Raw genomic sequence first — 22,010 nt, forward strand, 5'->3', positions numbered from 1 at the left:
TGTTTCACGTATTGTTTGAGCCCATGAGAAGAGTGGCTACAAATCGTTCAATAGAAACAAAATTCAAGCAGTAACAGCATATATAATTGAAGTTTCGAGCGAAGGAAGTGGATAATTACAAAAAGCATTTAAGAAAGACTGAATTATGAGTAAAGGTGCTTATTTGATGAGAAAAGTAAATCTTGATATTTCGATGTCATTAGATGGTTTTATCGCAGCTGTACAGCAAGCCAAAAAAGCTGCAATAGGGAAAAATGTTAGTGTTGGAACCGCTAATATTGCGCAACATGGTATGAAAGCGAAGCTACTTGATGAACTGCACCTTCATGTAGCTCCTGTTTTACTTGGCAGAGCATTCGTTTATTTGATCGGATTGGAACAGAGCAAATAATACTTGAGGATCAAGCAAGTGATTGAAGGTTTTGATGTATCCATCTGAAGTATAATCTCTTATACTAGCGTGTCTTCCGTTTTGTGATTGGGGATAGAATCACATGAATCAGATGGGAATTATCAGCAAAAGAGAGTGGAGGGGATGTATGAAACGAATTTGGTGGTTTCGTTAAGTGATCAGCTCTTTTTTATCGTTTTTTAATTTTACGATAGATTTGAGAAATAATTTTAAAGGTTATAATACATACCTGTTCAAATAGTTTTCCTAAACAAGAGGAAGTAATCCAGCCCAACATCATTATCCTTTATATTTTGTTGTAAATCGGATACGATAAAATTACCTATTATTTATTAAAGGCTTATGCAAAATGGCATTCGACTGATACAAGGAGGAATTAACTAGTGATCATTGCGATCATCTTTTTATTATTTGTCTCATTTTTCTTTTCGGGAAGTGAAACAGCGCTTACAGCAACCAATAAAATGAAGCTGCAAACAAGGGCTGCAAACGGGGATACAAAGGCAGAGAAGCTTTTACATTTGGTTTCTAAGCCGAGTGAGTTTATTACATCGATTTTAATTGGAAATAATATTGCGAATATCGTTTTGCCAACGCTGGTAACGACGCTTGCTATTCAATATGGCTTCGATGTGGCAATTGCTACAGCAATATTGACGGTTACCATTATTATATTTTCAGAGGTGCTTCCAAAGTCCATTGCTGCAGCCTTTCCAGATCGTATCTCCAGCATGGTGTTTCCAATCATTCAGGTTGTTATATTCGTCTTAAAGCCAGTAACAATTGTACTTAATGCAATGACAGGATTTATTACGAGGGTACTATCAAAAGGAGAAGTCAATGATGCCTCCTTCTCAAAAGAGGAATTACGAGCAATGGTTGATATTGCCGACTCTGAGGGAATGTTTCAGCGGGACGAATCCCACCGAATAAAAGGGGTTCTTGATTTTTATAATTTAAATGTAAAAGATGTACTGAGTACACCAAGAATGGAAATTGTGGCATTACCGAATACGGCAACCTATGACGAGGTAAGAGATGTTGCAATCGAGAACCCCTATACAAGGTATCCTGTTTATGAAGGGGATATTGATACGATAGTTGGTGTTTTTCATTCGAAATACCTGTTATCATGGTCGACAGAACCTGAGATGTCCTTGCAGCATTATAGTGATTTAGAGCCACTGGTTGTTTATGAATTCCACTCGATTGAGTGGGTTTTTCGCAAAATGACAAAAGAAAAAAAGCATATCGCAATTGTGCTGGATGAATACGGTGGTACCGAAGGGATTTTAACACACGAGGATATTATTGAAGCAATGATCGGTTTGGAAATTGAAGATGAAATGGATTTGGAAAACAATGCACTTGTAGAAAAATTAACGGAAACAGAAATTATCTGTGATGGTAAAATTCCATTGTATCGATTAAATGTCATTTTTGAAACAGACATACCGGAGGAAGAAGATGTACTTGCCGGCTATTTACTGAAGGAATTCAACGATTTTCCGATTGAAGGCGACGTAATTGAAAGAGAAAATCTTACGTTTAAAATTTTGGAAATTGAAAACAGAGCGATTAAGTATGTTCAAATTATTAAATAATGAATTTGTATAGGTAGCTTTATGTAAGTTTGTTGGTGGGGTGATGGGATGCTATCAGTTAGATTAGGTAGGTCAGATGAAGGGGGTTATTCTATCTTGTTTGTCGAACGAGATAGAATAAAGAGCGTGATACAGGATGAAATTCCAATAGCAATGCAAGACTGTCCCGAACAGCTAAATGTGTATTTTAAAGGGGTGCGTCAAGAATTTTCATGAGGCTTAGTCGCAGGTGAAATCGGGTATCGGCTATAGGTAAAGGATAGCCGACTAAACCTTAGCTAAAGCCTAACGTCGCCCTTGAAGGGGCGCGTTTCCTTTATGTCTTTCGTAGGAATGTCCGACAAGTCGCCTCCCCCCACAGTTCGGGGCGCAGTCTGCACGTCACTAACCGGGCACTTGCGCTTTAGTTCCTAACTTTACCATCTTAAACAGCTATTCTAAATGCAGTAAATCAAACAACAGTATGAATTGAAATTGAACTGTGGAAAGCCTTTAATTTCTGCAGCTTTGACAAATATATGTATATGAGATAAAATGACTGATAGTCAGTCAGTTTGTGTTTTGTAGTATTTCATGTAAGGAGGTTTTTACGTGGATAATAAAAAAGAAAAGATTATACATGCTGCAATTGATGTCTTTCAGGAAAAGGGGATTGAGAAAACAAAAGTATCCGATATTGTAAAAGGTGCGGGAATTGCGCAAGGGACGTATTATTTATACTTTTCCTCAAAGCTTTCGGTTATGCCTGCAATAGCGGAAGTTATGGTAGAAAAAATGATGGAGGAAATGAAGGAGCGTGTAAATGAAACACATCCATTTGATAAACAGCTTGAACAGGTTGTTGATGTTGTTTTTGATATTACGAAGTCCTATCGTTCCATATTCGCCATGGTATATGCGGGTCTCGCTTCTAGTGAGTATTTACAGCAGTGGGAAAAGATTTATCAACCATACTACGAGTGGATGGGTGCTTTTTTTAAACAGGCAAAGGCAAAAAAATTCCTGCGAGAGGATTTATCTATTGAGCCAAGTGTAAAGCTAGTAATTGGTTTAATTGAATCTGCAGCAGAGCAAGTTTATTTATATGATCAGCTAAGTAAAGAAGAAGCTGTTAAGAAGAAACGAGAAGTATTAGAATTTATGAAGCATGCACTGTACAAAAAACAATGAAGACCTCAAATTCAGAGGTCTTTAAGGCTGATAATGACTGACAGTCATTCATTATATGTTGGGGGTTTTACGATGAATAAAGCATGGATTTATGTCGTGCTAACAAGCTTGTTTGAATTAATTTGGATTTATGGCTTTAATACAGCTTCAGAATGGTGGCATTGGATGCTTATAATCTCAGCTATTTTATTAGATTTGCACTTCTTATCCAAAGCGTGTGAAGGACTTCCAACCGGAACTGTATATGCGATTTTCGCTGCTGCTGGAACAGTAGGAACTGCGCTGATGGATGTTTATTTATTTGGTGGAAGTCTCAGCATCGGAAAAATTGCTTTTATGGCATTACTTGTTGTGGGTGTTATTGGATTGAAATTGTTTGATAACCCGTCAACTACAGAAGAGAAAGGGGAAGTTAACTAATGGGCTGGTTATTGATAGCTGGAGCATCTGTATTTGAGATGATTGGTGTGTTGGGCTTGCGATTATATAGTGAAAAGAAGCGGTTCCGAAATGGCTTTATTTATTTAGGTGGATTAGGAATGAGCTTTATCCTGTTATATGCATCTTTTGAGTATTTACTTGTGAGTGTTGCCTACTCTGTTTTTATAGGAATTGGAACTGCTGGAGCTGTTTTATTAAATATGCTGTTTTTTGGAGAGTCGAAAAGCATACCACGAATTATAAGCTTACTTGCTATTGTAATTGGTGTTACCGGCTTAAAAGCTTTGTCATAATCGGAATGAAACTACTAGCTATGTGCCTCTCTTTATTCATTAAGGGGGGCCATCACCTGCTTCAAAAGCTGCTCCATCAAATCAATTTCATAAATACACATTTAATGAAGTATATTCTTTCGCAGCTATTTCCATTTTACAGTATAATTAAGAAAGAATACTTTTGAAGATGGAGGTGTAAGCGAATGAAATCAATTATGGTTGAGCAATTAGTGCGTGAGTTTTCATTGGAGGTACTGGCTGGAGAAAATGAATTGAATCGGTCTATTACAAGGTTACGGACCCACCGTCCAGGTCTGGAATTTATCGGTTATTTCGATTTTTTTCCAATGGAACGTGTTCAAATCCTCGGCCAGAAGGAGATTACATATTTACACCAGCTAAGTGATTCAGAGCGGCAATTGCGGATCGGGAATGTGGTTAACTACCATCCTCCATGTTTTATTGTTACCGCTGGACAGGGTGGGCTTACTTATTTAAAACAGTATTGCACGAAAGAAAAGATTCCATTATTGCGGACAAAGGAATCTACGACAGATTTCATTGCCAAAATGGATGCATACTTGACCAAGTCCTTGGCTCCAGAAATGGCCTTGCATGGTGTTTGCCTAAATGTATTTGGGATTGGAATTTTACTCCGCGGGGAATCTGGTGTTGGAAAAAGCGAAACAGCACATACACTTATTGGTAGAGGTCATCGCCTGGTTGCAGATGATATTGTTGTTTTGAAAAAGCTAAGCCATAAGACAATCCTGGGTACGCATGATGAGAATAACAAAGAATTCCTGGCGTTAAGAAGTGTAGGCTTATTAAATGTTGTTCGTGTGTACGGAAGAAAATCTTTTCAAGAAGAAACAAGGATTGCTTTAGATATCGAATTAACGAGATGGAAAGAAAATGCGCTAAATAATGAGCTCGAATTGGAAACAAGATTTACCGATTATATGGGTGTGCCAATTCCGCATATTCAAATTCAGCTGCAGCCAGGACGTGATGTCGCTGGATTAATCGAAGCAGCGGCAAATAATTGGTATTTAAAGCAGCAAGGCTACAGTGCTGCAGAGGATTTTATGAACCGGATTGAAAACGATAATGGGAATAATCGTTAAAGAACATTATATAATTGTTGAAAGCTTTGAGCAGTGCAAAAACACAGGATCCATGGATTGGTTCCTGTGTTTTTTATCTACGTGATTAAATTCTGTTTTCGCCTAAGTCCACCGATTATCAGTGTGAGTATCGTAATCGCGATTAAGAGGAGAAGTTCTGACAGACCATGCAGTTCAAAGAAATGGATAACACGTTCTTCCTTTAACATCATTTCGCCTGCTGTCCAGGCTAAGAGTGCGGCACCCAGATAAATGATAACCGGATATTTTTGTATCAGCTTTAGGATAAATTCACTTGCGGTTAGAATTATCGGGATACTGAGGATAATACCTGCTATAACAAGGATTAAGTCACTATCGGCAACCGCAGCAACAGCTAGTACATTATCCAAGCTCATAATAACGTCTGCAAAGATTATGATTGTTACAGCCTCTCTTAATGATTCACCACTTTTTACATTATCGTTTTCATGCTTGTCTACTAATAATTTGTAGGCCACGATTAAAAGCATAATGCCGCCAATTAACTGAATAAAGGGTAATTGCAGTAGGTTGATCATTAGAAAGACAAATAATATACGTAATGCAATTGCACCGAATGTCCCCCATCTAATAGCTCTTTTTTGTAAATGCTCTGGCAGATTCCTGCTTGCCATCGCAATAACGATCGCATTATCACCGCTCAGTAAAATATTAATGATCAAAATTTTTAACATTGGTTCCAGTAGCTCCAAATATGATTCCCCCTCTGCGTCGGCTTGTCCAGAAGCTTAGAAATAGCACGCCATCCCGTGCCGCTAACGCACTAAAATCCAAAATAAGCCACCATCCCACGCCGTTAACGCACCAAAGTCCAAAATAAAACACCCTCCCGCACCGTTAACGCACCAAAATCTAAAATAAGCCATCCTCCCGCGCCGCTAACGCACCAAAGCTCAAAATAAGCCGCCCACCGCAGCTAATTCATCAAAATCCAAAGAAACTCTCCGACCGGCATGCTCACACCACCTCATCATTATCTTTATGAGAAAAAAAGCACTTAAAGAACTGTTATTTATAATGCTATTCTAAGAGATACTAGTTATAAGGCGGACTAGGCTTGTAGACCTGTTTTATTACTTTTCCAGGGATTAAGTCGCCTTTTTGTAAAAGAAAGCTATTCTATAGATCTTTTTACTGTATAATTAAAATATTCTAAAATAAAGGGTGTGGGTGAATTGATGAAGTCAAAAACCTTTGTAAAAAGATCATTGCTTTTCCTTTTGATTGCTATTGTTGCTATTATTCCATTGGTAAATCAGGACGAGCCTCTGTTTATACAAGCATCCGATGAGCGAACAGAAATGGCATTTTCAGAAGATATGTCTATAGCAGAAAAGATGGAAGTAATTCTAGCGAATGAACGTCTGGATGGGGGGATTACGGGAGTCACGGTGAGACATGCTGCGACTGGGGAAATCTTATTTGCCGAGAATGGAAATATCCGCCTCCATCCGGCATCCAACATGAAGCTACTTACTGCAGCAGCGGCATTGGAAACGCTTGGAGCAGATTATCGATTCCGGACCGAAGTGCTAACCGATGGCAGGCAACGGGGAGAAGTTCTACTTGGGAATCTGTATTTGAAAGGGAAAGGAGACCCGACGCTATTAAAAGCTGATCTTGATCAATTTGCTAAGGATCTAAAAGCACAGGGGATTCGTAATATTAAGGGGAGACTAATTGCTGATGACACGTGGTATGATGATGTTCGGCTTTCACAAGACCTAAATTGGTCGGATGAACCTTTTTACACGGGCGCACAAGTCTCTGCTTTAACACTTTCCCCGAATGAAGATTACGATGCGGGTACAGTGATTGTCGAAGTTACTCCTGCCAAGAAAGCGGAAGGGAAGGCACTCGTGAATGTTAGTCCAGAAACAGATTATGTAAAGATCGTGAATCGGACAAAGATGGTTCCAGCAGGAGAAACAAAGAAAATTTCGATTGAACGTGAACATGGATCAAATCGAATTATTGTGGAAGGGGACATGCCTGTAGGTGGAACGTTATCACGTTCATGGGCATCGGTATGGGAGCCGGCGGGGTATGCTTTATCCGTGTTCCGAAAAGCGTTAGAAGAACAAGGAATCAAATTTGTAGGTAGATCTGAGGAAGCATTCGAATCGGCTCCTGAGCATGCACAGGTTCTCGTCTCCAAGGATTCCATGCCGCTTTCTGAATTGCTCATTCCATTTATGAAATTAAGTAACAATGGTCATGGTGAAGTTTTAACGAAGGAAATGGGCAAAGTTGTTCATAGTGAGGGCAGCTGGGATAAGGGACTTGAGGTGATAGAGGATGTTGTAACGGAGCTTGGCGTGAATCAAGATACAATCCTACTCCGTGATGGTTCCGGAATGTCGCATAAAAATCTCATCCCATCCAATGATTTAACACAGCTTCTGTTCGAGGCACAGAATAAAGACTGGTTCCCGGCATTTCAGCAATCCCTTCCAGTTGCTGGGGTGACGGAAAGGCTCGTTGGCGGGACATTGCGCAATCGAATGACGACAGAACCTGCGAAAGGAAACGTTACTGCAAAAACTGGCTCAATAACGGGTGTTTCTACCTTATCTGGTTATGTCACAAGTCTGGACGGTGAGAAACTGATTTTCTCCATCCTTATAAACAACTATTTAGGTTCAAGTGGAAATATACAAGCGATCGAAAATGAGATTGCAACAATGCTTGCTGGACATGAATTTCAGGAATAACTTATAAAAGGCTGTTCCACTCATCATGAGCGGAACAGCCTTCCTACTTTTATCCATTAGTTGCTTTTAGATCTCTGTTCAACCGTTGCTTGGCAGAAAGGTGTTCCGGGGTAATCGGAATATGCTTCATGGCCTTGCCAAGTCCATAGACTGGCATGTTTCGGTAAATGGATTCATAATTCGCTACTTTTACTTCATAGGTTTCATGATAAATCCCGACCGCTTCGTTGTTTCTAACCTTCTTGTTGAAATTTCTCCATGCCTTCAGGTGTTTTTCTCCTTTTGCATACGCAAGTAAATCTTCAGTTGAACGCCAGTATTGAATCATCACTGTCGTTCGGAGACCGAAGTAGCTTTCCATTGATAAAAAACCAAGTTTCTCTTTGTTTGTATAGAGCTCCTTTATCATTCCTGGCATAGCATTAAATACGGGAAGCCACTTTTTTACAGCGAGCCGCTTATTAATTCGCATACCGATTAAGAAAACAACAATGGTATCACTATTTTCTGTTGTATAACTACCTTCGTAAATATGTTGAGCCATCATAAAACCTCCCTCTATGAAATTTTGTTAATAGTAGATTCACACCAGTCAATTGAAGCACGTGTGATTCGTTTTCCGTAGTCTAAGGTGAACAACCAATACTGTGCATCCTGGTGTCCTTGACCAGTAGTAGAAATGTTTTCTTCAATACTTTTATAAAGCAGATAACGTTCTTCTAATTGATTCTGGTAATTTTCCAGCAGATGTAATGTATGTTCCTTCAATTGATGGCGTCCAAAAAATAACTTCAGCAAGACTTCATTTCGTTCCACGGGGACCTCTTCGATTGGCTTTTCCAGCCAAGCGGTTAAGACATGTTTCCCTTTCTCGGTTAGGAAATATTCGTTTCGATCGGGTTTACCCTCCTGTGTAGTGGTTTGAACGGTTGCTAACCCCTCCTCGACAATGATTTTTAATGTCGGATAAATCTGTCCATAACTGATTTTCCAGAAATGACGCAGGCTTCGATCAATGAACTGTTTGATGGAATAACCGGATCTACACTCGGTTGTTAGTATGCCAAGAATGGTGTACGTTGTGTGATTGTATTTTTTCAATGGGTTCATCCTATCTAAGTGATATATATCTTTTAGATATATGATATAATAAACGGAAGAAAAGCACAAGTTAATTTTCTGAAAATTAACTTGTGAAGAAGGGCCCCTCATACAATGTGTGCTATCTGCCCGGTTGGATTTAAATGCTGAAGTTTATATCAAAAGTGCTGGACTTCGACAATGGTACGACAAGAACTATTTGGACACTGCTACGAAAAATGTGATAGGCAACAAAGTCATAAAAAACCCTTCACTGCGTATGCAATGAAGGGTTTAATAAGTTACGCGATATAATCTTGTCGATCGACATTAGTATTCTCTTGTTTAATGTAGTAGCGCCCTTTTGTAGCAATTGCAATTACTACAGTAAGGATGGCGGCAAGAATTGCAGCAAAGAATGCAGCAGTGCTTTGCAGGAATGTACCTAAGAATCCTAAGGCAGCAATTGTTCCTAATCCACTAGCAATGACTAATGACCACACACCTACTGGATTCCATTTATGCAAGTTCTCTTGTCTTGCCTCGTAATAGCCTGGTCCAATTTTCAAGATGCGCTTCACAACAACGGCATCTGTAACTAAAATAGCAGCCCAAGTTAAGAGGAATACCCCTTGGAAGGTCATTACTACTTCTAAGTGATTCACAATGCCTACAAGCATTAATACCATAGAAGCAACCCCGGTTACAACAACCCAGAAACGGCGACCTGGCGTAAATTTGAAAATGTTTTCAAAGAAATTCGAAAGCGACAAGGATCCACTATATATGTTCGTAATGTTAATTCGTACTTGTGTAAGAATCGTGAATAAAGCACCCCAAATTCCGAGTAGCAATACGATATAAACACCTGGGTTAGGTTCACCTAGACGAACACCAAACCAGATTCCAAGTCCGCCCATTACTCCAAAACAGAAAATCTGAGGGATAAATCCGATGGCAAATATTCCGAGTTTCATATCTTTTGGTTTTAAGAAACGTGCATAGTCGGACGCTAGTAATGGGGTTAGTCCCATAATACCGTGTTGCATACCGATACATAGTAATAATGCTGTTCCACCAACTTGAACGCCCTCAGGCATATAAGACCAGAAGGTTCCTTCGTACAAGGAAGGTGTACGTGTAGCCATTACAATTGCTGCTGCAAGAAAAATAAAGAAGATTGGCAGTGACCATTTTTGTAGCTTATCTAATTGCTTGATTCCAAACCAGTTTAAGGGGATAACAATGGAACCAAAGACTACGATTAATACCCACTCTGGGACAGCAGGGAAAAATTCGTGGACTGCAGCGACTAAAATCATGCCTTCTAGCGCGCAGTACATAATAAAATTAGTGGCGTAAATAAATGAGGTCAAAGAGGCGCCAATATAGCCAAACCCACCACCTCTGGATAATAAATTCACGTTCATTCCTGATTTAGCAGATAAATAAGCGATAAACGTTCCCAAAATTCCAGCGACAATGATTGCGTAAATTGCTGATATAATTGCGTTAACTGCACCAAATTGCAGTGCCATGACACTTCCCATTTGGAAGTAGAAGATTGCGGTTGCAATTCCAAATGTAATATTCGTAATACTTAACCATCCCATATTTCTTTTCTCACGAGGTACCCGGTCTAATGAGTAGTCATCACTATTATTATCCTCGACTTTGTGATCTGTAGTGTTAACAGATCTCATACATATCATCTCCTATCTTTTTGTGAATTTATTCACAATGTGTATTCGTAGAATGAAGGCCATTTACAAAAAAGCACCTAAATAAAATTATAACATTTTTTGAGTGGAAAAGCAAAATTTCCGAACGTATCATGGGTTGGAACAGAAAAATCACATTAAAATACGTTCTTTTATATAAAAAAACTTGCTTATTCAAAAGGAATGTGTCGATAAACGGAAATTAGTTAAAATGTTCTATATTAGTATATGGGAAAAAGAGACTATTCATAATTATTTTCTGAGTTTAAATAACTACTAAAGGGGAGCGCTAGACGGAGATGATTCATACAAATTTAAAAGTTATTGTCGTAGTCACTGGGGCAATCTTGCTTCTCATCTTATCTGTTTTTTACCTGTGGGAAAAAAGGGAGAAGGCTGTAGCGAAAGACGAGGAAATGGATGCTGGCATGGCGGATATATCTTATGGTGAATTAGAAATAAAAGATTACCTGCTTCCGCTAGAAAACTCGGAAACGCGTTCAACACCAATTAGCCATGTGATGCTTCATTTTAGTAGTAACGTTACAGAAAAGCCGCACACTCCATATCAGGTAGAGGATATCCATAAGATTTTTATGGATTATGGTGTTTCCGCGCATTATGTGATAGATCGGGAAGGAGTAATTTACAAGTTTGTACAAGAGGATCGTATTGCTTATCATGCAGGTTCAGGGAGCTTGTCGCGTTTTCCAGCGTATGAAAATAAATTGAATGCCTATTCGATTGGAATTGAGCTGCTGGCTATTGGAACGAAGGAAGAAATGTCCACCTTTATTACAGAAGATACATACGATGCGCTTGACAATTCTTTTATCGGATATACAGATGCACAATATGAGTCGCTAAAAAGCTTACTACATACCATTCATGAACGATACCCAGAGGTCAAAAGGGATAGGGAGCATGTTATCGGTCACGATGAATATGCTCCAGATCGAAAAAATGATCCTGGTTCACTATTTGATTGGGGTAGAATAGGATATTAGGATTTGGATCAGGTTCGGTCAGCAAACTTAATAATACTACCAAGCTCCGAGGTAAATGTTCTACCAACCGAAAAAGACGATGGATATTACTCCATCGTCTTTCATTCTATCGAATTCTTGCAATAATCCCAGCTTCATCATCTAATTCGAGCTTAATGCCAGCAAATGGGTCCTCATTTAAAAATTCATCAAGCCATAGTCGTAACGCTTCGATAATATTTCCTGTAACCAAAACTTGCTTACGACCGCCGGCGAATGCTTCAGCAGAGAAGCCAGTATCATCGTCATACATCAGCTCTACTTCCACTTCATCTGGCTCAACTTGCTTTTTGCGAGCGGTATACACACAAATGGCATTAATAATATCCTGCTCTGAAAGAATTAGCTTCTCCATGGATTTGCATCCTCATCCTTTTTCTTCTTCGTGAAGAAGGTGAAAATTTTACGGACAATCGCAAAGAGAATAACAATTGCTAGAATGTTTACAGCTAGTCCCACTAAAGAACCGAGCATGCCTAAGTTTCCTAATAAACCACCAAATAGCAGCCCAGCAAGACCTCCTAGCATGAGCCCTTTCATAAGACCGCCTGACATCAATCCACCGCTTTTATTTGTATTCGTTGTTGATTTACTATTGTTGTTCTTATTGTTTTGAAAAAGAGAGTTATTGTTGTTTGTGTTGCTTTTGTTTGAATTGAAATTGAAGCCTTTCTTTCCAGATTTATAGGATTTTGCTTCAACCGTAATGGTGTGATCTTGAAAAATAATATTTCCAATTGGTGAAAATAGAAGTGTTGCGGTAATCAAAGCTGTTAAAATCTTCTTCATTTCTTTAATCTCCTTCATAAATTGTATCGTAGTCTATTATACTATAATTTATTGTATTGCACGATTTTAAAAGGCATCCAGATAAGTTATCTGAACGCCTTTATCAGGTGTAGGCTTCTTCCTAAGAAGCTCGCTTCCAGTCCGAAACATCAATTTCCAGTGGGATATTACTTGCTCTTGCTTTCTTAGCGGCCATAAAGAACAATAGGACAATGATTGCTGCTCCGGTAAATCCGCCAGTCCATGAAATGTTCATTGGTAAATTAAATCCTATTGGCTGTGATAAAATATAGGTAATTACCATCACGAGCATGAATGTTCCAGGGATTAATGCCACAAAGTAGTTTTTCCGTGCTATATATAGATACATCGCTCCTACAAAAAGTGCAATGACGGCTGTTGATTGGTTTGCCCAGTTGAAATATCGCCACAATAAGTTAAAGTCAATCTGTGTTAAGACAGCGGAAACGACGAAAAGTGGTACGGCAATCCACAGGCGACTTGAAAACTTTTTCTGTGCGATGTTTAAGTAATCTGCGATAATCATCCGTGCACTTCGGAATGCAGTATCTCCGGAAGTGATTGGTAGAACAACGACACCAAGTACAGCAAGCGTTCCACCGATTGCACCTAGAAGAATAGTTGATGATTCACTAACAATTGCTCCGGGGCCACCAGCTGCTAAGATTTCATTCAATCCGTTATAGCCATTGAACATACTCATTGCCGCAGCAGCCCAAATCATTGCGATGATTCCTTCTGCAATCATCATGCCATAGAAAATTTTGCGGCCTTCTTTTTCCCTTTTGGTTGTACGGGAAATAATTGGTGTTTGTGTCGCATGGAATCCAGACAGCGCACCACAAGAAATAGTGAAAAATAGCAGTGGGAAAATAGCTGCCCCTTCAGGATGGAAATTCTGGAAGGAAAGCTCTGGAATTGGTGCATTTGTAGCAACTAAACCTATCCCTACACCAAGTGCACTAATTAACAGCAAGGCACCAAAATACGGGTATAAGCGTCCAATTACTTTATCTACCGGAAGTAGTGTAGCGATAATATAATAAGCAAAAATAGCTACGATAAAGATCCATAATGCCACACTTCCATCTGTGAGCAGGTGAAGCAAGCTGGCTGGTGTGGAAACAAATACCGTACCAACTAATAATAAAAGCAGAACAGCAAAGCCATTTACGACATGCTTCATAACCTTTCCAAGAAACTTACTGGCAAGCTCTGGCAAATGAGCGCCACGATTTCGGATAGAAATCATTCCTGTCAAATAATCATGAACTGCCCCTGCAAAAATACACCCGACAACAATCCAAATAAATGCTGCTGGTCCATAAAGTGCACCCATAATTGGACCAAATACGGGGCCTGTCCCAGCGATATTCAGTAGCTGTATGAGTGAATTCTTTGGTGTGCTCATCGGAATATAGTCCACACCATCACTGTTTACATAGGCAGGTGTTGGACGCTCATCTTTAACACCGAAGAGCTTTTCAATAAATTTCCCATACGTAAAATAACCAATAATTAATAGTGCAATACCTGCAAGAAATGTATACAACCTGCGTCTCCTCCTTTTATGAATCCGGTTTCATAATAGTATAAAAGAATCAAAGGACAGTAGGGGAGAATTGGGCGTAAAAGGTAATCATTTCGAATTATCATGTCAGCTGACTGGATTAAGATGCAAGTTGTTAGATTTCCAGTCGACTACGTAATGCTTTTACATAATTTCTACTTACAGATAACGTATCGTCACTTCCTTCTAATTGTAAGTGGTATGCACCGTTAAACCATGGGGTAAGTCGTGTGACATACTCTAAATTGACTAAGAAGCTTTTATGAATTCGAAAGAAACCATACGTTAGAAGTCTAGTTTCTAAGTCTTTAAGGGCAATCTTTGTTTCAAATTCGCCGCTCTTGGTAACGAGCTTGGTTCGTTTATCGCTTCTCGACATATATAAAATATCCTCGGGTTCAACATAAAAGATATCTCCGTCTGCTTCTACAGCAAGTTTTCCGGCCTGTTTTCCTGTATCTGCTTCAATTGTTGCTCCGAGTTTTTTTTCAATCCGTTCGATTGTCTCCTGTAATTGCTCTTCATCATAAGGCTTAAGCAAATAATCCACCGCATTATAGCGAAACGCCTCGGCAGCAAACTGTGGATATGCGGTAGCAAAGACAACCAATGGTGCTTTTTTAAGTTCCTTGATTGCTTTTGCTGTTTCCATTCCACTCATTTTTGGCATTTCCACATCAAGAAAGACGACATCTGGCTGATGCTGAATCGTCTTCATAATAGCTGTTTCCCCTGATTCCGCTTCTTCGATAACTTGAAGGTGGGGAAAGTTACCTAATAAATGCTTTAATTCCTTTCGGTTGTGAGGCTCATCATCAACGACGAGTGCTCGGATTAACTGATCCACTGTTTCCTAACCTCCTCATACGGTAGAGTGAAATGAATTTTCGTGCCGCTCTCGATACTGCTTGTTACATGAAGTGATGCATGCTGTCCAAACATCATACTCAGCCTTCGATTAACATTATAAAGTGCTAGGCCGCTTCCAGTTTCAGAATCAATTGGTGCTTGATGTATCTTGGCTGCTGCCGCTTTACTCATTCCTTTTCCATTATCCTCGATGCTAATATAAATAACTTCTCGTTGCTTCTTCATCACTATTTCCAGGTTACAATTACTTTCCTTATCTTTAAATCCATGGGTGATCGCATTCTCAACGATTGGCTGAAGCGTGAGCGGTGGAATATGATGCGAAAGGATATCCTTTTCGATCGTATAGTTCACGTTTAATTTATCGTAAAACCGCTCTTTATTTAATGCTAAATAGGCTTTCACGTGCTTCAATTCTTGCTCCAGTGTAGTTACTTCCTGTGTTGTAGCGGATAAATTTTGCCGGAGGAAATGCGATAACGAAACAAGCATTTTCCGTGCTTTAGCTGGGTTAAGGCGAATCAATGAAACAATCGTGTTTAACGTATTGAATAGAAAATGCGGGCTGATTTGTGCTTGTAACGCTTTTATTTCGGCATCTTTTGCTAGCTGATATGCCCTGTCTGCGTGTGCCACTTCAAGCTGGTGACTCATCATCGAACTCAGGCCTTTGATAAGTTCGATATTCACATTCGTCAGATCATTTTCAGACTGGAAGTAAAATTTTAATGTGCCAATTGTTTCACCGCGCTGCTTTAAGGGTGCGATAACGGCTGCTCCAAGAGGACAGCCTTCTACCGAGCAATGAATCGAATCTGGGTTGGCAATAAGAATTTCACCGCGCTTAATGGCATCGAGTGTAATCTGCGTCTGGATTGGCTTTTCTTTTTGATGATGATCATGTCCAAGACCAACATGTGCAAGTATTTCGGTTTTATTCGTTATGGAAACGGCACTTGTTTTTAGTTCGTTATGAATAATACGGCACACTGCATCCGCGGAATTAATATGGAGCCCACTTTGCAGATGTGCAAGCGTCATATCGGCAATTCGTAATGTTTTTTGGGCTTGCATGGCGCTTGCCTTTTCTTCCTCACGGAGGACACTTTTGATTACTAAAAGAACAAGGACCGTGCCCATTCCATTCGCTACAATCATCGGAACACCGATGATATTTACTAAAGCCCACGCTTGCTCCACAGGACGTGCGACGAGGACAATGATAAGCATTTGGATTGTCTCTGCTAATGCCCCAATTAAGAAGGCACTACGCAGCTTTATACGCTTGTTTTTCTTATGAAACAGACTTGCTAGAATGCCTGCAATGATGGTAGCTATTCCACAAGCAATGGCTGTGAAACCACCTAATGTAAATCGATGCAGACCAGCAATAAGCCCTGCGCCAATACCGACCTTAGGACCACCGAGCAGGCCGGCAATCACAATGCCGATCACTCTTGAGTTGGCAAGTGCTTCTTCGGTCGTCAAATCGGTTGCCCAGCGGTTAAATTGGAGGCTTTCTGTGCTTAAGCTCAATCCTGTATATGTACCAATAATCCCAAAGGATCCAAAGAAAATAATGGCGGTAAGCTGCTGCTTCCGATTAAGCTGATCTTGATAAAACATGTTCCGGAAAAAGTGAAATCTCGTTAAAATAAAGGCGATTGTTACAATAATTCCCACGCGTTCTACCAATGTCACCAATAATTCGAACATCGAAAGCCTCCTTTTTACAATTGAAATCAAGTGAATAGGTAAGGGTTTTCAATAAGTATAACAGGTTCGGATATGTTTGAAAATTGGGGAATAAGATACATTTTGGGGTTGCATTCCAATTTTTCTTAGGTGCGCATGCTCTCACTTCCCATATGGTTAAAAGCCTATAATTTTAAGGGAATCGGGAAGGCAACATAAAAAGGCATTCACCTAAAAGCATGGTGAATGCCAAGATTTCTAATCTACTGTCAGCAGTGCATGAAGGCTCCGGAAGAAATCAGGAAAGAAACCGCCTTATAAAACTGAACCCTTTGCTTTCGGATGAGCATTTCGTTATTTTATGCGATATGATGATGCTAGTACAACGGTTCGTCTCACTCAGTGGGCGATTTGTTTAACCTTGCATCTCCAAAGACCTGATCAATTCCTCGCAAACTCACCATCAATCTCAACAGTTTCAAACACATTAATAAAGGCCTTTTCATCATGAGATCGAACAATCTCTTTAATTTTTAATGTTTCATAGCGGGTAACAACCATCATCAAAATTTGCTTTGATTCATTGGTGTAGCCACCATACCCATCCGTAATCGTAATGCCTCGGTAAATGGATTTCAGTAATTCCTTGCGTATCGCCTCGCCCTTTGTTGTGACAATCTGCATTGTTAATTTAATATGACTCGTGTGAATTTTATCAATCATTCTACCGGTTAAATAAATCGAAAGCAGTGTATATAATGCAATGTTCCAATTGAAAATCATGCCAGAAAAAAGCACAATAACGCCATTCATTCCAGTAAGCAGTAATCCTACACTGAAATTACTGGTGCGTGAAATAATCATTGCGATAATATCGAATCCTCCGGACGTTGCGGAGAATTTCATAACGACACCAATCCCAATACCGCCAAGCACACCTCCGAAAATGGCAGATAGTAAAATATTGTCTGTCAGACTTATGACGGGTAATACATATAAGAAGATGGATAGTGTTACAACACAAACGAGCGTATTTATTGTAATTTCCTTACCGAGCTTATAGTAGCCAAGAATAAGAATTGGGATATTCAAAACAAGATTAAATACTCCTGTATCAAATGGGGTGAGCAATCCAAGTAAAATAGCAATTCCACTAACGCCGCTGCTCAAAATTTCAAATGGAACTAGGAAAAAGTTAAAGGCTATTGCCACAAGCAGGGACCCAGCGATTACCATTATATTTTTCTTCATTTATTGGAACCTCCTAAATATATGATGTGAATTCTTGGTGATGGACGACCGTTTTAAACCACCACAACATCTTATCTGAAAACACACCCGTTGTCAGCACTTTTTTAACTTAGTTTTCGCTTTTTGTTACGAAATCATGAATTTATTCTTTTAACCGATTCTAGAAGGCACTCTTGGAGTGTGGTAAGATTTGAGTTAAGGAGATTGTTTTTGAAATGGAGGATTCAAATGCACAGCACGATTCAAACGTATTTTGCCAATTTAAATAATGAAGATAAGCAAGTTCAATATGAAGCATTTATGCAACTTCTTGCCGCTACAGAGGTTGAGGTAGATTGGGCTTATGAAGTGTGGGATGAACTGGTAGCAGGACTAACTTCATCCGATAATCATACACGTTCGAGATATGCGCAGCTTTTAGCAGGGCTTGCTATAAGTGATCCAGAAAAGCGGATATTAACCGATTTTTCGAAGCTATGGCAGATGACGAAGGACCCAAAAACAGTTACAGCACGACACAGTTTGCAAGCAATCTGGAAAGTAGGCTTAGCTGGCGAAGAACAGAAAGCGCTCGTCATGAATCACTTTATGGAGCGGTTTACGATGTGTGAGGGGGAGAAAAACTATACATTAGTTCGCTTCGATATTATTCAGGCGATACGGAATTTGTATGAACACGTACAGGATGAGATGATAAAAGAGAAGGCGCTTGAGCTAATCAATCAAGAGGACGATGTAAAGTATCAGAGGAAGTATGCAAAGGTATGGAAGTAAGTCGTGTGTTGCTTTTGTCCACATAGGAGGGGGAAGAGATGGAAGGTTTTCGTGGTTTCATTATATTGACACTTGTTTTCATAATTGTCATTTTGGTCATTGCATTCCTTTTTAAAGCGAAAAAACTGCTAGTTCCGATTATAATCAATATTTTAAGTGTCGTACTCGTTGTGATCAGCTTGATGTTTGGAGGATGGGAAGGGATGGGGCTAGGCTTTATCAGTGTGTCTCTTTATTTAGCTTCGATTATTGTTTTCCTAATGATCGGGTTTCGATATCTTCTAAGCAAATAATGGTCGTATTATTAATCATCGTACAATTTGTAATTGAAAAGCAGTGAAGCCTGTAAAGAGGTTCACTGCCATTCGTATTATTTAGAAATAGAGAGGTAAGTAATAAAACATATCATATACAGACTAAATAGGATGGTCATCCATTTAGATGATTTTCGACCTGTACTAAAAATACCCTTTATACCATTATTTAAAATGCTTGTGATGAGTATGATTATAGCACCAGCAAATGAGAGCATTGCAACGATGAAAAAGAATTCTTCCATAGTACACCCACTTTTATATATTTTTTAGGTTGGCCTAGTAGGGACAAGGAACAAGGGTAGCAATGCTGTCCCTCTAGAGTGATTCTCTAATGACTCTTTTATAATACAACACAGACAATATGCCAAAAATAGAATACAATGCTGTGTAAATGATCATGACGATAATCATTGGTGTCCACAATTCTGTACCGAAAAGGAACCAACCAGATTTGACTGCGAAATAGCTATGGCACAATCCAATTACTAATGGGATACCAAAGTTAAAAAGCTGTTTTCGCCATATACCACGTAATAAATCACCTTGTGTAAATCCTAGTTTCCTTAAAATTGTATAATTAGCCTTTTCTTCTTCACTCTCATCCATCTGTTTGAAGTATAAAATACAGCCAGACGTAATAAGAAAGGCTAAGCCTAGAAATCCAACGATAAACATAACGAGCCCCATTGTACTTTTTTGATTTTGTAATGACGCAAGCTGGGAAAGATTCGAACCCTCATCCTGTAACTCGAGTGATTGGAAGATTTCATCTGCCTGTGCTAAATCTGATTGGTCTTCGATATCGATTCCAATATAGATTGGCGGCTGATTTTGAATCTCTGGATCCATGTCCTGCACTAACTTTTCGAATATGGTGCTGTCAACAATAGCGGTTGGTAATCCGCCACCAGTGAAATTATAGGGAAGGATGGTCCCTTCACGTAAGCCTAGAAAGTTTTGCTTAATCTCTCCGTTTGGGGTGACGAACGCTACTTCACCAGATTCTTTCAATGAAATAAACTGTTCGAGAACTCCGCTATATCCAGTAAGGATGAGCTCTTGGGAAGACACATCTATACCTTCTACCGCCTCTTCACTTACTACAGGTAATAGCATTTTATCTGGATCGGCTACCATTTCTGACTCACTGAAATCCGTCTCCATGATTTGTGAAACATCCAAATCAACTTGAACAACATCTATATTTGTTTCTTCATACGCAATATCTTCCTTGTTTAGTAAAGCTTTAAATGTCTCTGCCTCTTCTGTAGTTGCAATCGAAAAATGCGCCGGTACATTTTGTTCCGCTAATTTTTCTGCTGAATAATAGGAAATATAACTGAGACATAATAATCCAATCGCAAGCGCTGATACAGTGGTGATGATGGTTAATAGCAATGCATTCGACTTCATACGGAACATAATCGATGAAAGGGATAAGACATCATTCAGATTTAAATAGCCGCCCTTGCTTTTTCGAATGAGATGAAAGATAAAGCTAACGCTCCCTTTATAAAATAAATACGTCCCAATAATGACAGAAGCCAGAATGCTCACCATTGCTATAACTAATTGGGGAAATGTGACAAAGTCGCCACCAAATAGTTTTGTTGAGACAAAGTAGCCGGTAATAATAAGTCCAATTCCGATAACGCTGATAATCATTTGAAGGATGGACATTTTCTTAGCCCTTGCTTCAGTCGATGAGCGAACACGGAATAAGGATAGGATGCTCTGTCTTTTAATAAATAGTAAGTTCATAATCATAATGCAAAAATAAATCGCTGTAAAAACAAGTAATGTTTGGATCATGGCCTCCGTCGAAAAACGTAAGGTGGCTACCTGTTCGATACCAATAACGTTCAACAAAATCATCATAATAAATTTCGAAGCTGCAAAACCGATAAAAGTTCCGATGACAAGTGACCCGAAGTATAAGATGAGATTTTCAAGTGTAAGTATTTGAAAGATTTTACCTTTTGTCATCCCAATCAATTGAAATAATCCAATTTCTTTGCTGCGCCGTTTAATAAAGATTGTATTTGCATATAACAAAAAGATCGTAACAATACCAACAAGAACGATGGATGCTGTTCGAATTCCGGCAGCTCCTTTTATCGACCCTTCTGCTGCATCCATTGCCGGGTCAAACTGCAAGGTAACAAATGCGAAATAAAGCGCGACACTAAAGATTAAGGCAAAGACGTAGAGATAATAATTCTTCAAATTCTTTTTCAGGTTACGGTAGATGAGATGATTAATGCTCATGATGAACCCCGCCTAATACGCCTTGTGTTTTCATAATATCTTTGAAAAAGGTTTGTCTTGTTTCCTCTCCCTTATTTAATTGGGTATAAATTTGACCATCCTTGATAAAAATCACTCTGGAAGAATAGCTTGCAGCAACCGGATCATGCGTTACCATAATAATCGTTGATCGCAGCTTTTCGTTCAAGTAACTTAATTTATTTAATAAATCAGAAGCTGCTTTGGAATCGAGAGCTCCTGTTGGTTCATCTGCGAATATGATGCTCGGCTCATGAATGAATGCACGAGCTGCGGATGTACGCTGTTTTTGTCCACCAGAGATTTCATTTGGATACTTATCTTTTAAATCGGCAATCCCAAGTTCTGCAGCGAGTGCACGGAATTTTTGATCTGCCTCTTTTTTAGGTGTCTTCTTAATAGATAATGGCAATAGAATATTTTCCTTAACGGTCAACGTATCGAGTAAATTATACTCCTGAAAAATAAACCCTAAATGCTGCTTCCGAAATTCGGCTAATTGTTTTTCACGCATGCGTGTAAAATCAGTGTTCTCTATTTTAATCGACCCTTGACTGACTTCGTCGATGGAAGATAATACATTGAGCAAGGTCGTTTTTCCCGAACCGGATGCCCCCATAATACTAACGAATTCACCCTTTTCCACGGTCATATCGATGCCTTTTAACACTTCTTGTTTATTAAACTTATTTCCATAGCTTTTATGGATTTTAGTTGCTTGTAATATATGCATGTTCTCACTCCCGATTTATTCGTTAGTATTAGCTTAATCGATTCCTATAGCCTTTTCCTTCGATTTACCGAA

At 39.2% G+C, this 22,010-nt stretch carries 22 protein-coding genes; 10 read left to right on the plus strand and 12 right to left on the minus strand.

The window, feature by feature from the left end:
- Positions 1-166: 166 nt before the first annotated feature.
- The 6 genes from NYE61_RS15055 (at position 167) to hprK (ending at position 5,029) form a co-directional block, all read left to right on the plus strand.
- Entirely contained in the window at positions 167-391 is a 225-nt protein-coding gene (locus NYE61_RS15055) for a dihydrofolate reductase family protein (protein WP_303446992.1), read from the plus strand.
- 404 nt (positions 392-795) lie between these two features.
- Positions 796-2,016, plus strand: a complete 1,221-nt coding sequence (locus NYE61_RS15060) for a CNNM domain-containing protein (RefSeq protein WP_095310399.1) — start codon at positions 796-798, stop codon at positions 2,014-2,016.
- Between the two features lie 591 nt (positions 2,017-2,607).
- Complete coding sequence (locus NYE61_RS15065) at positions 2,608-3,186, plus strand: TetR family transcriptional regulator (protein ID WP_095310401.1); 579 nt, start codon at positions 2,608-2,610, stop codon at positions 3,184-3,186.
- Positions 3,187-3,258: 72 nt separating this feature from the next.
- Positions 3,259-3,606 carry an SMR family transporter gene (locus tag NYE61_RS15070; protein ID WP_118888343.1) on the plus strand — a complete coding sequence of 116 codons (348 nt, stop codon included), beginning with the start codon at positions 3,259-3,261 and terminating at the stop codon, positions 3,604-3,606.
- On the plus strand, positions 3,606-3,920 hold the full coding sequence (locus NYE61_RS15075) for an SMR family transporter (RefSeq protein WP_095310405.1): 315 nt from the start codon (positions 3,606-3,608) through the stop codon (positions 3,918-3,920). The genes NYE61_RS15070 and NYE61_RS15075 overlap by 1 nt, the downstream gene beginning before the upstream one ends.
- A 185-nt stretch (positions 3,921-4,105) precedes the next feature.
- On the plus strand, positions 4,106-5,029 hold the full coding sequence (hprK, locus tag NYE61_RS15080) for an HPr(Ser) kinase/phosphatase (protein ID WP_095310407.1): 924 nt from the start codon (positions 4,106-4,108) through the stop codon (positions 5,027-5,029).
- 77 nt (positions 5,030-5,106) lie between these two features.
- On the opposite strand, the gene NYE61_RS15085 is transcribed toward hprK, so the two are convergent.
- Entirely contained in the window at positions 5,107-5,763 is a 657-nt protein-coding gene (locus tag NYE61_RS15085; RefSeq protein ID WP_095310410.1) for a TerC family protein, read from the minus strand.
- Between the two features lie 486 nt (positions 5,764-6,249).
- Between NYE61_RS15085 and dacB the strand changes: the two genes are divergently transcribed.
- Positions 6,250-7,785 (plus strand): D-alanyl-D-alanine carboxypeptidase/D-alanyl-D-alanine-endopeptidase, encoded by a 1,536-nt coding sequence (gene dacB / locus NYE61_RS15090; protein ID WP_303446989.1) that lies wholly within the window; start codon positions 6,250-6,252, stop codon positions 7,783-7,785.
- Positions 7,786-7,834: 49 nt separating this feature from the next.
- On the opposite strand, the gene NYE61_RS15095 is transcribed toward dacB, so the two are convergent.
- From NYE61_RS15095 to NYE61_RS15105, 3 genes are all read right to left on the minus strand, one after another.
- Positions 7,835-8,329: a DUF4188 domain-containing protein gene (locus NYE61_RS15095; protein WP_303446988.1), complete on the minus strand. Its 495-nt coding sequence runs from the start codon at positions 8,327-8,329 to the stop codon at positions 7,835-7,837.
- A gap of 14 nt (positions 8,330-8,343) precedes the next feature.
- Positions 8,344-8,886 (minus strand): PadR family transcriptional regulator, encoded by a 543-nt coding sequence (locus NYE61_RS15100; RefSeq protein ID WP_303446987.1) that lies wholly within the window; start codon positions 8,884-8,886, stop codon positions 8,344-8,346.
- Positions 8,887-9,167: 281 nt separating this feature from the next.
- Positions 9,168-10,568 (minus strand): cytosine permease, encoded by a 1,401-nt coding sequence (locus tag NYE61_RS15105; RefSeq protein WP_303446986.1) that lies wholly within the window; start codon positions 10,566-10,568, stop codon positions 9,168-9,170.
- Between the two features lie 317 nt (positions 10,569-10,885).
- On the opposite strand from NYE61_RS15105, the gene NYE61_RS15110 reads away from it, so the two are divergent.
- A complete protein-coding gene (locus tag NYE61_RS15110; RefSeq protein ID WP_251660125.1) occupies positions 10,886-11,593 on the plus strand; it encodes an N-acetylmuramoyl-L-alanine amidase in 708 nt (235 codons plus the stop codon).
- 106 nt (positions 11,594-11,699) lie between these two features.
- Here the strand turns inward: NYE61_RS15110 and NYE61_RS15115 are convergent, their stop codons facing one another.
- From NYE61_RS15115 to NYE61_RS15140, 6 genes are all read right to left on the minus strand, one after another.
- Positions 11,700-11,987 (minus strand): YxcD family protein, encoded by a 288-nt coding sequence (locus tag NYE61_RS15115; RefSeq protein WP_095310420.1) that lies wholly within the window; start codon positions 11,985-11,987, stop codon positions 11,700-11,702.
- The gene (locus NYE61_RS15120) at positions 11,975-12,421 is read right to left on the minus strand and encodes a hypothetical protein (protein ID WP_095310437.1); all 447 of its coding nucleotides are present in this window, start codon (positions 12,419-12,421) and stop codon (positions 11,975-11,977) included. Before NYE61_RS15120 ends, NYE61_RS15115 begins: the two co-directional genes overlap by 13 nt.
- A gap of 121 nt (positions 12,422-12,542) precedes the next feature.
- A complete protein-coding gene (locus tag NYE61_RS15125; protein ID WP_303446985.1) occupies positions 12,543-13,994 on the minus strand; it encodes a carbon starvation CstA family protein in 1,452 nt (483 codons plus the stop codon).
- A 133-nt stretch (positions 13,995-14,127) separates the two neighbouring features.
- Positions 14,128-14,859 carry a LytTR family DNA-binding domain-containing protein gene (locus tag NYE61_RS15130; RefSeq protein ID WP_095310441.1) on the minus strand — a complete coding sequence of 244 codons (732 nt, stop codon included), beginning with the start codon at positions 14,857-14,859 and terminating at the stop codon, positions 14,128-14,130.
- Positions 14,847-16,598, minus strand: a complete 1,752-nt coding sequence (locus NYE61_RS15135) for a sensor histidine kinase (protein WP_251660119.1) — start codon at positions 16,596-16,598, stop codon at positions 14,847-14,849. The genes NYE61_RS15130 and NYE61_RS15135 overlap by 13 nt, the downstream gene beginning before the upstream one ends.
- A gap of 420 nt (positions 16,599-17,018) precedes the next feature.
- Positions 17,019-17,828: a YitT family protein gene (locus NYE61_RS15140; protein WP_095310445.1), complete on the minus strand. Its 810-nt coding sequence runs from the start codon at positions 17,826-17,828 to the stop codon at positions 17,019-17,021.
- A 228-nt stretch (positions 17,829-18,056) separates the two neighbouring features.
- On the opposite strand from NYE61_RS15140, the gene NYE61_RS15145 reads away from it, so the two are divergent.
- A complete protein-coding gene (locus tag NYE61_RS15145; protein WP_303446984.1) occupies positions 18,057-18,602 on the plus strand; it encodes a hypothetical protein in 546 nt (181 codons plus the stop codon).
- Between the two features lie 38 nt (positions 18,603-18,640).
- Complete coding sequence (locus NYE61_RS15150; protein WP_095310450.1) at positions 18,641-18,895, plus strand: YesK family protein; 255 nt, start codon at positions 18,641-18,643, stop codon at positions 18,893-18,895.
- A gap of 339 nt (positions 18,896-19,234) precedes the next feature.
- On the opposite strand, the gene NYE61_RS15155 is transcribed toward NYE61_RS15150, so the two are convergent.
- Together NYE61_RS15155 and NYE61_RS15160 are read right to left on the minus strand one after the other, a co-directional pair.
- Positions 19,235-21,187, minus strand: a complete 1,953-nt coding sequence (locus NYE61_RS15155) for an ABC transporter permease (protein WP_303446983.1) — start codon at positions 21,185-21,187, stop codon at positions 19,235-19,237.
- Positions 21,177-21,938 carry an ABC transporter ATP-binding protein gene (locus NYE61_RS15160; RefSeq protein WP_303446982.1) on the minus strand — a complete coding sequence of 254 codons (762 nt, stop codon included), beginning with the start codon at positions 21,936-21,938 and terminating at the stop codon, positions 21,177-21,179. Before NYE61_RS15160 ends, NYE61_RS15155 begins: the two co-directional genes overlap by 11 nt.
- Positions 21,939-22,010: the final 72 nt, after the last annotated feature.

Origin of the sequence: Oceanobacillus sp. FSL W7-1304 (assembly GCF_037969805.1) — a bacterium.
GTDB classification, from domain to species: Bacteria; Bacillota; Bacilli; order Bacillales; family Amphibacillaceae; genus Oceanobacillus; species Oceanobacillus profundus.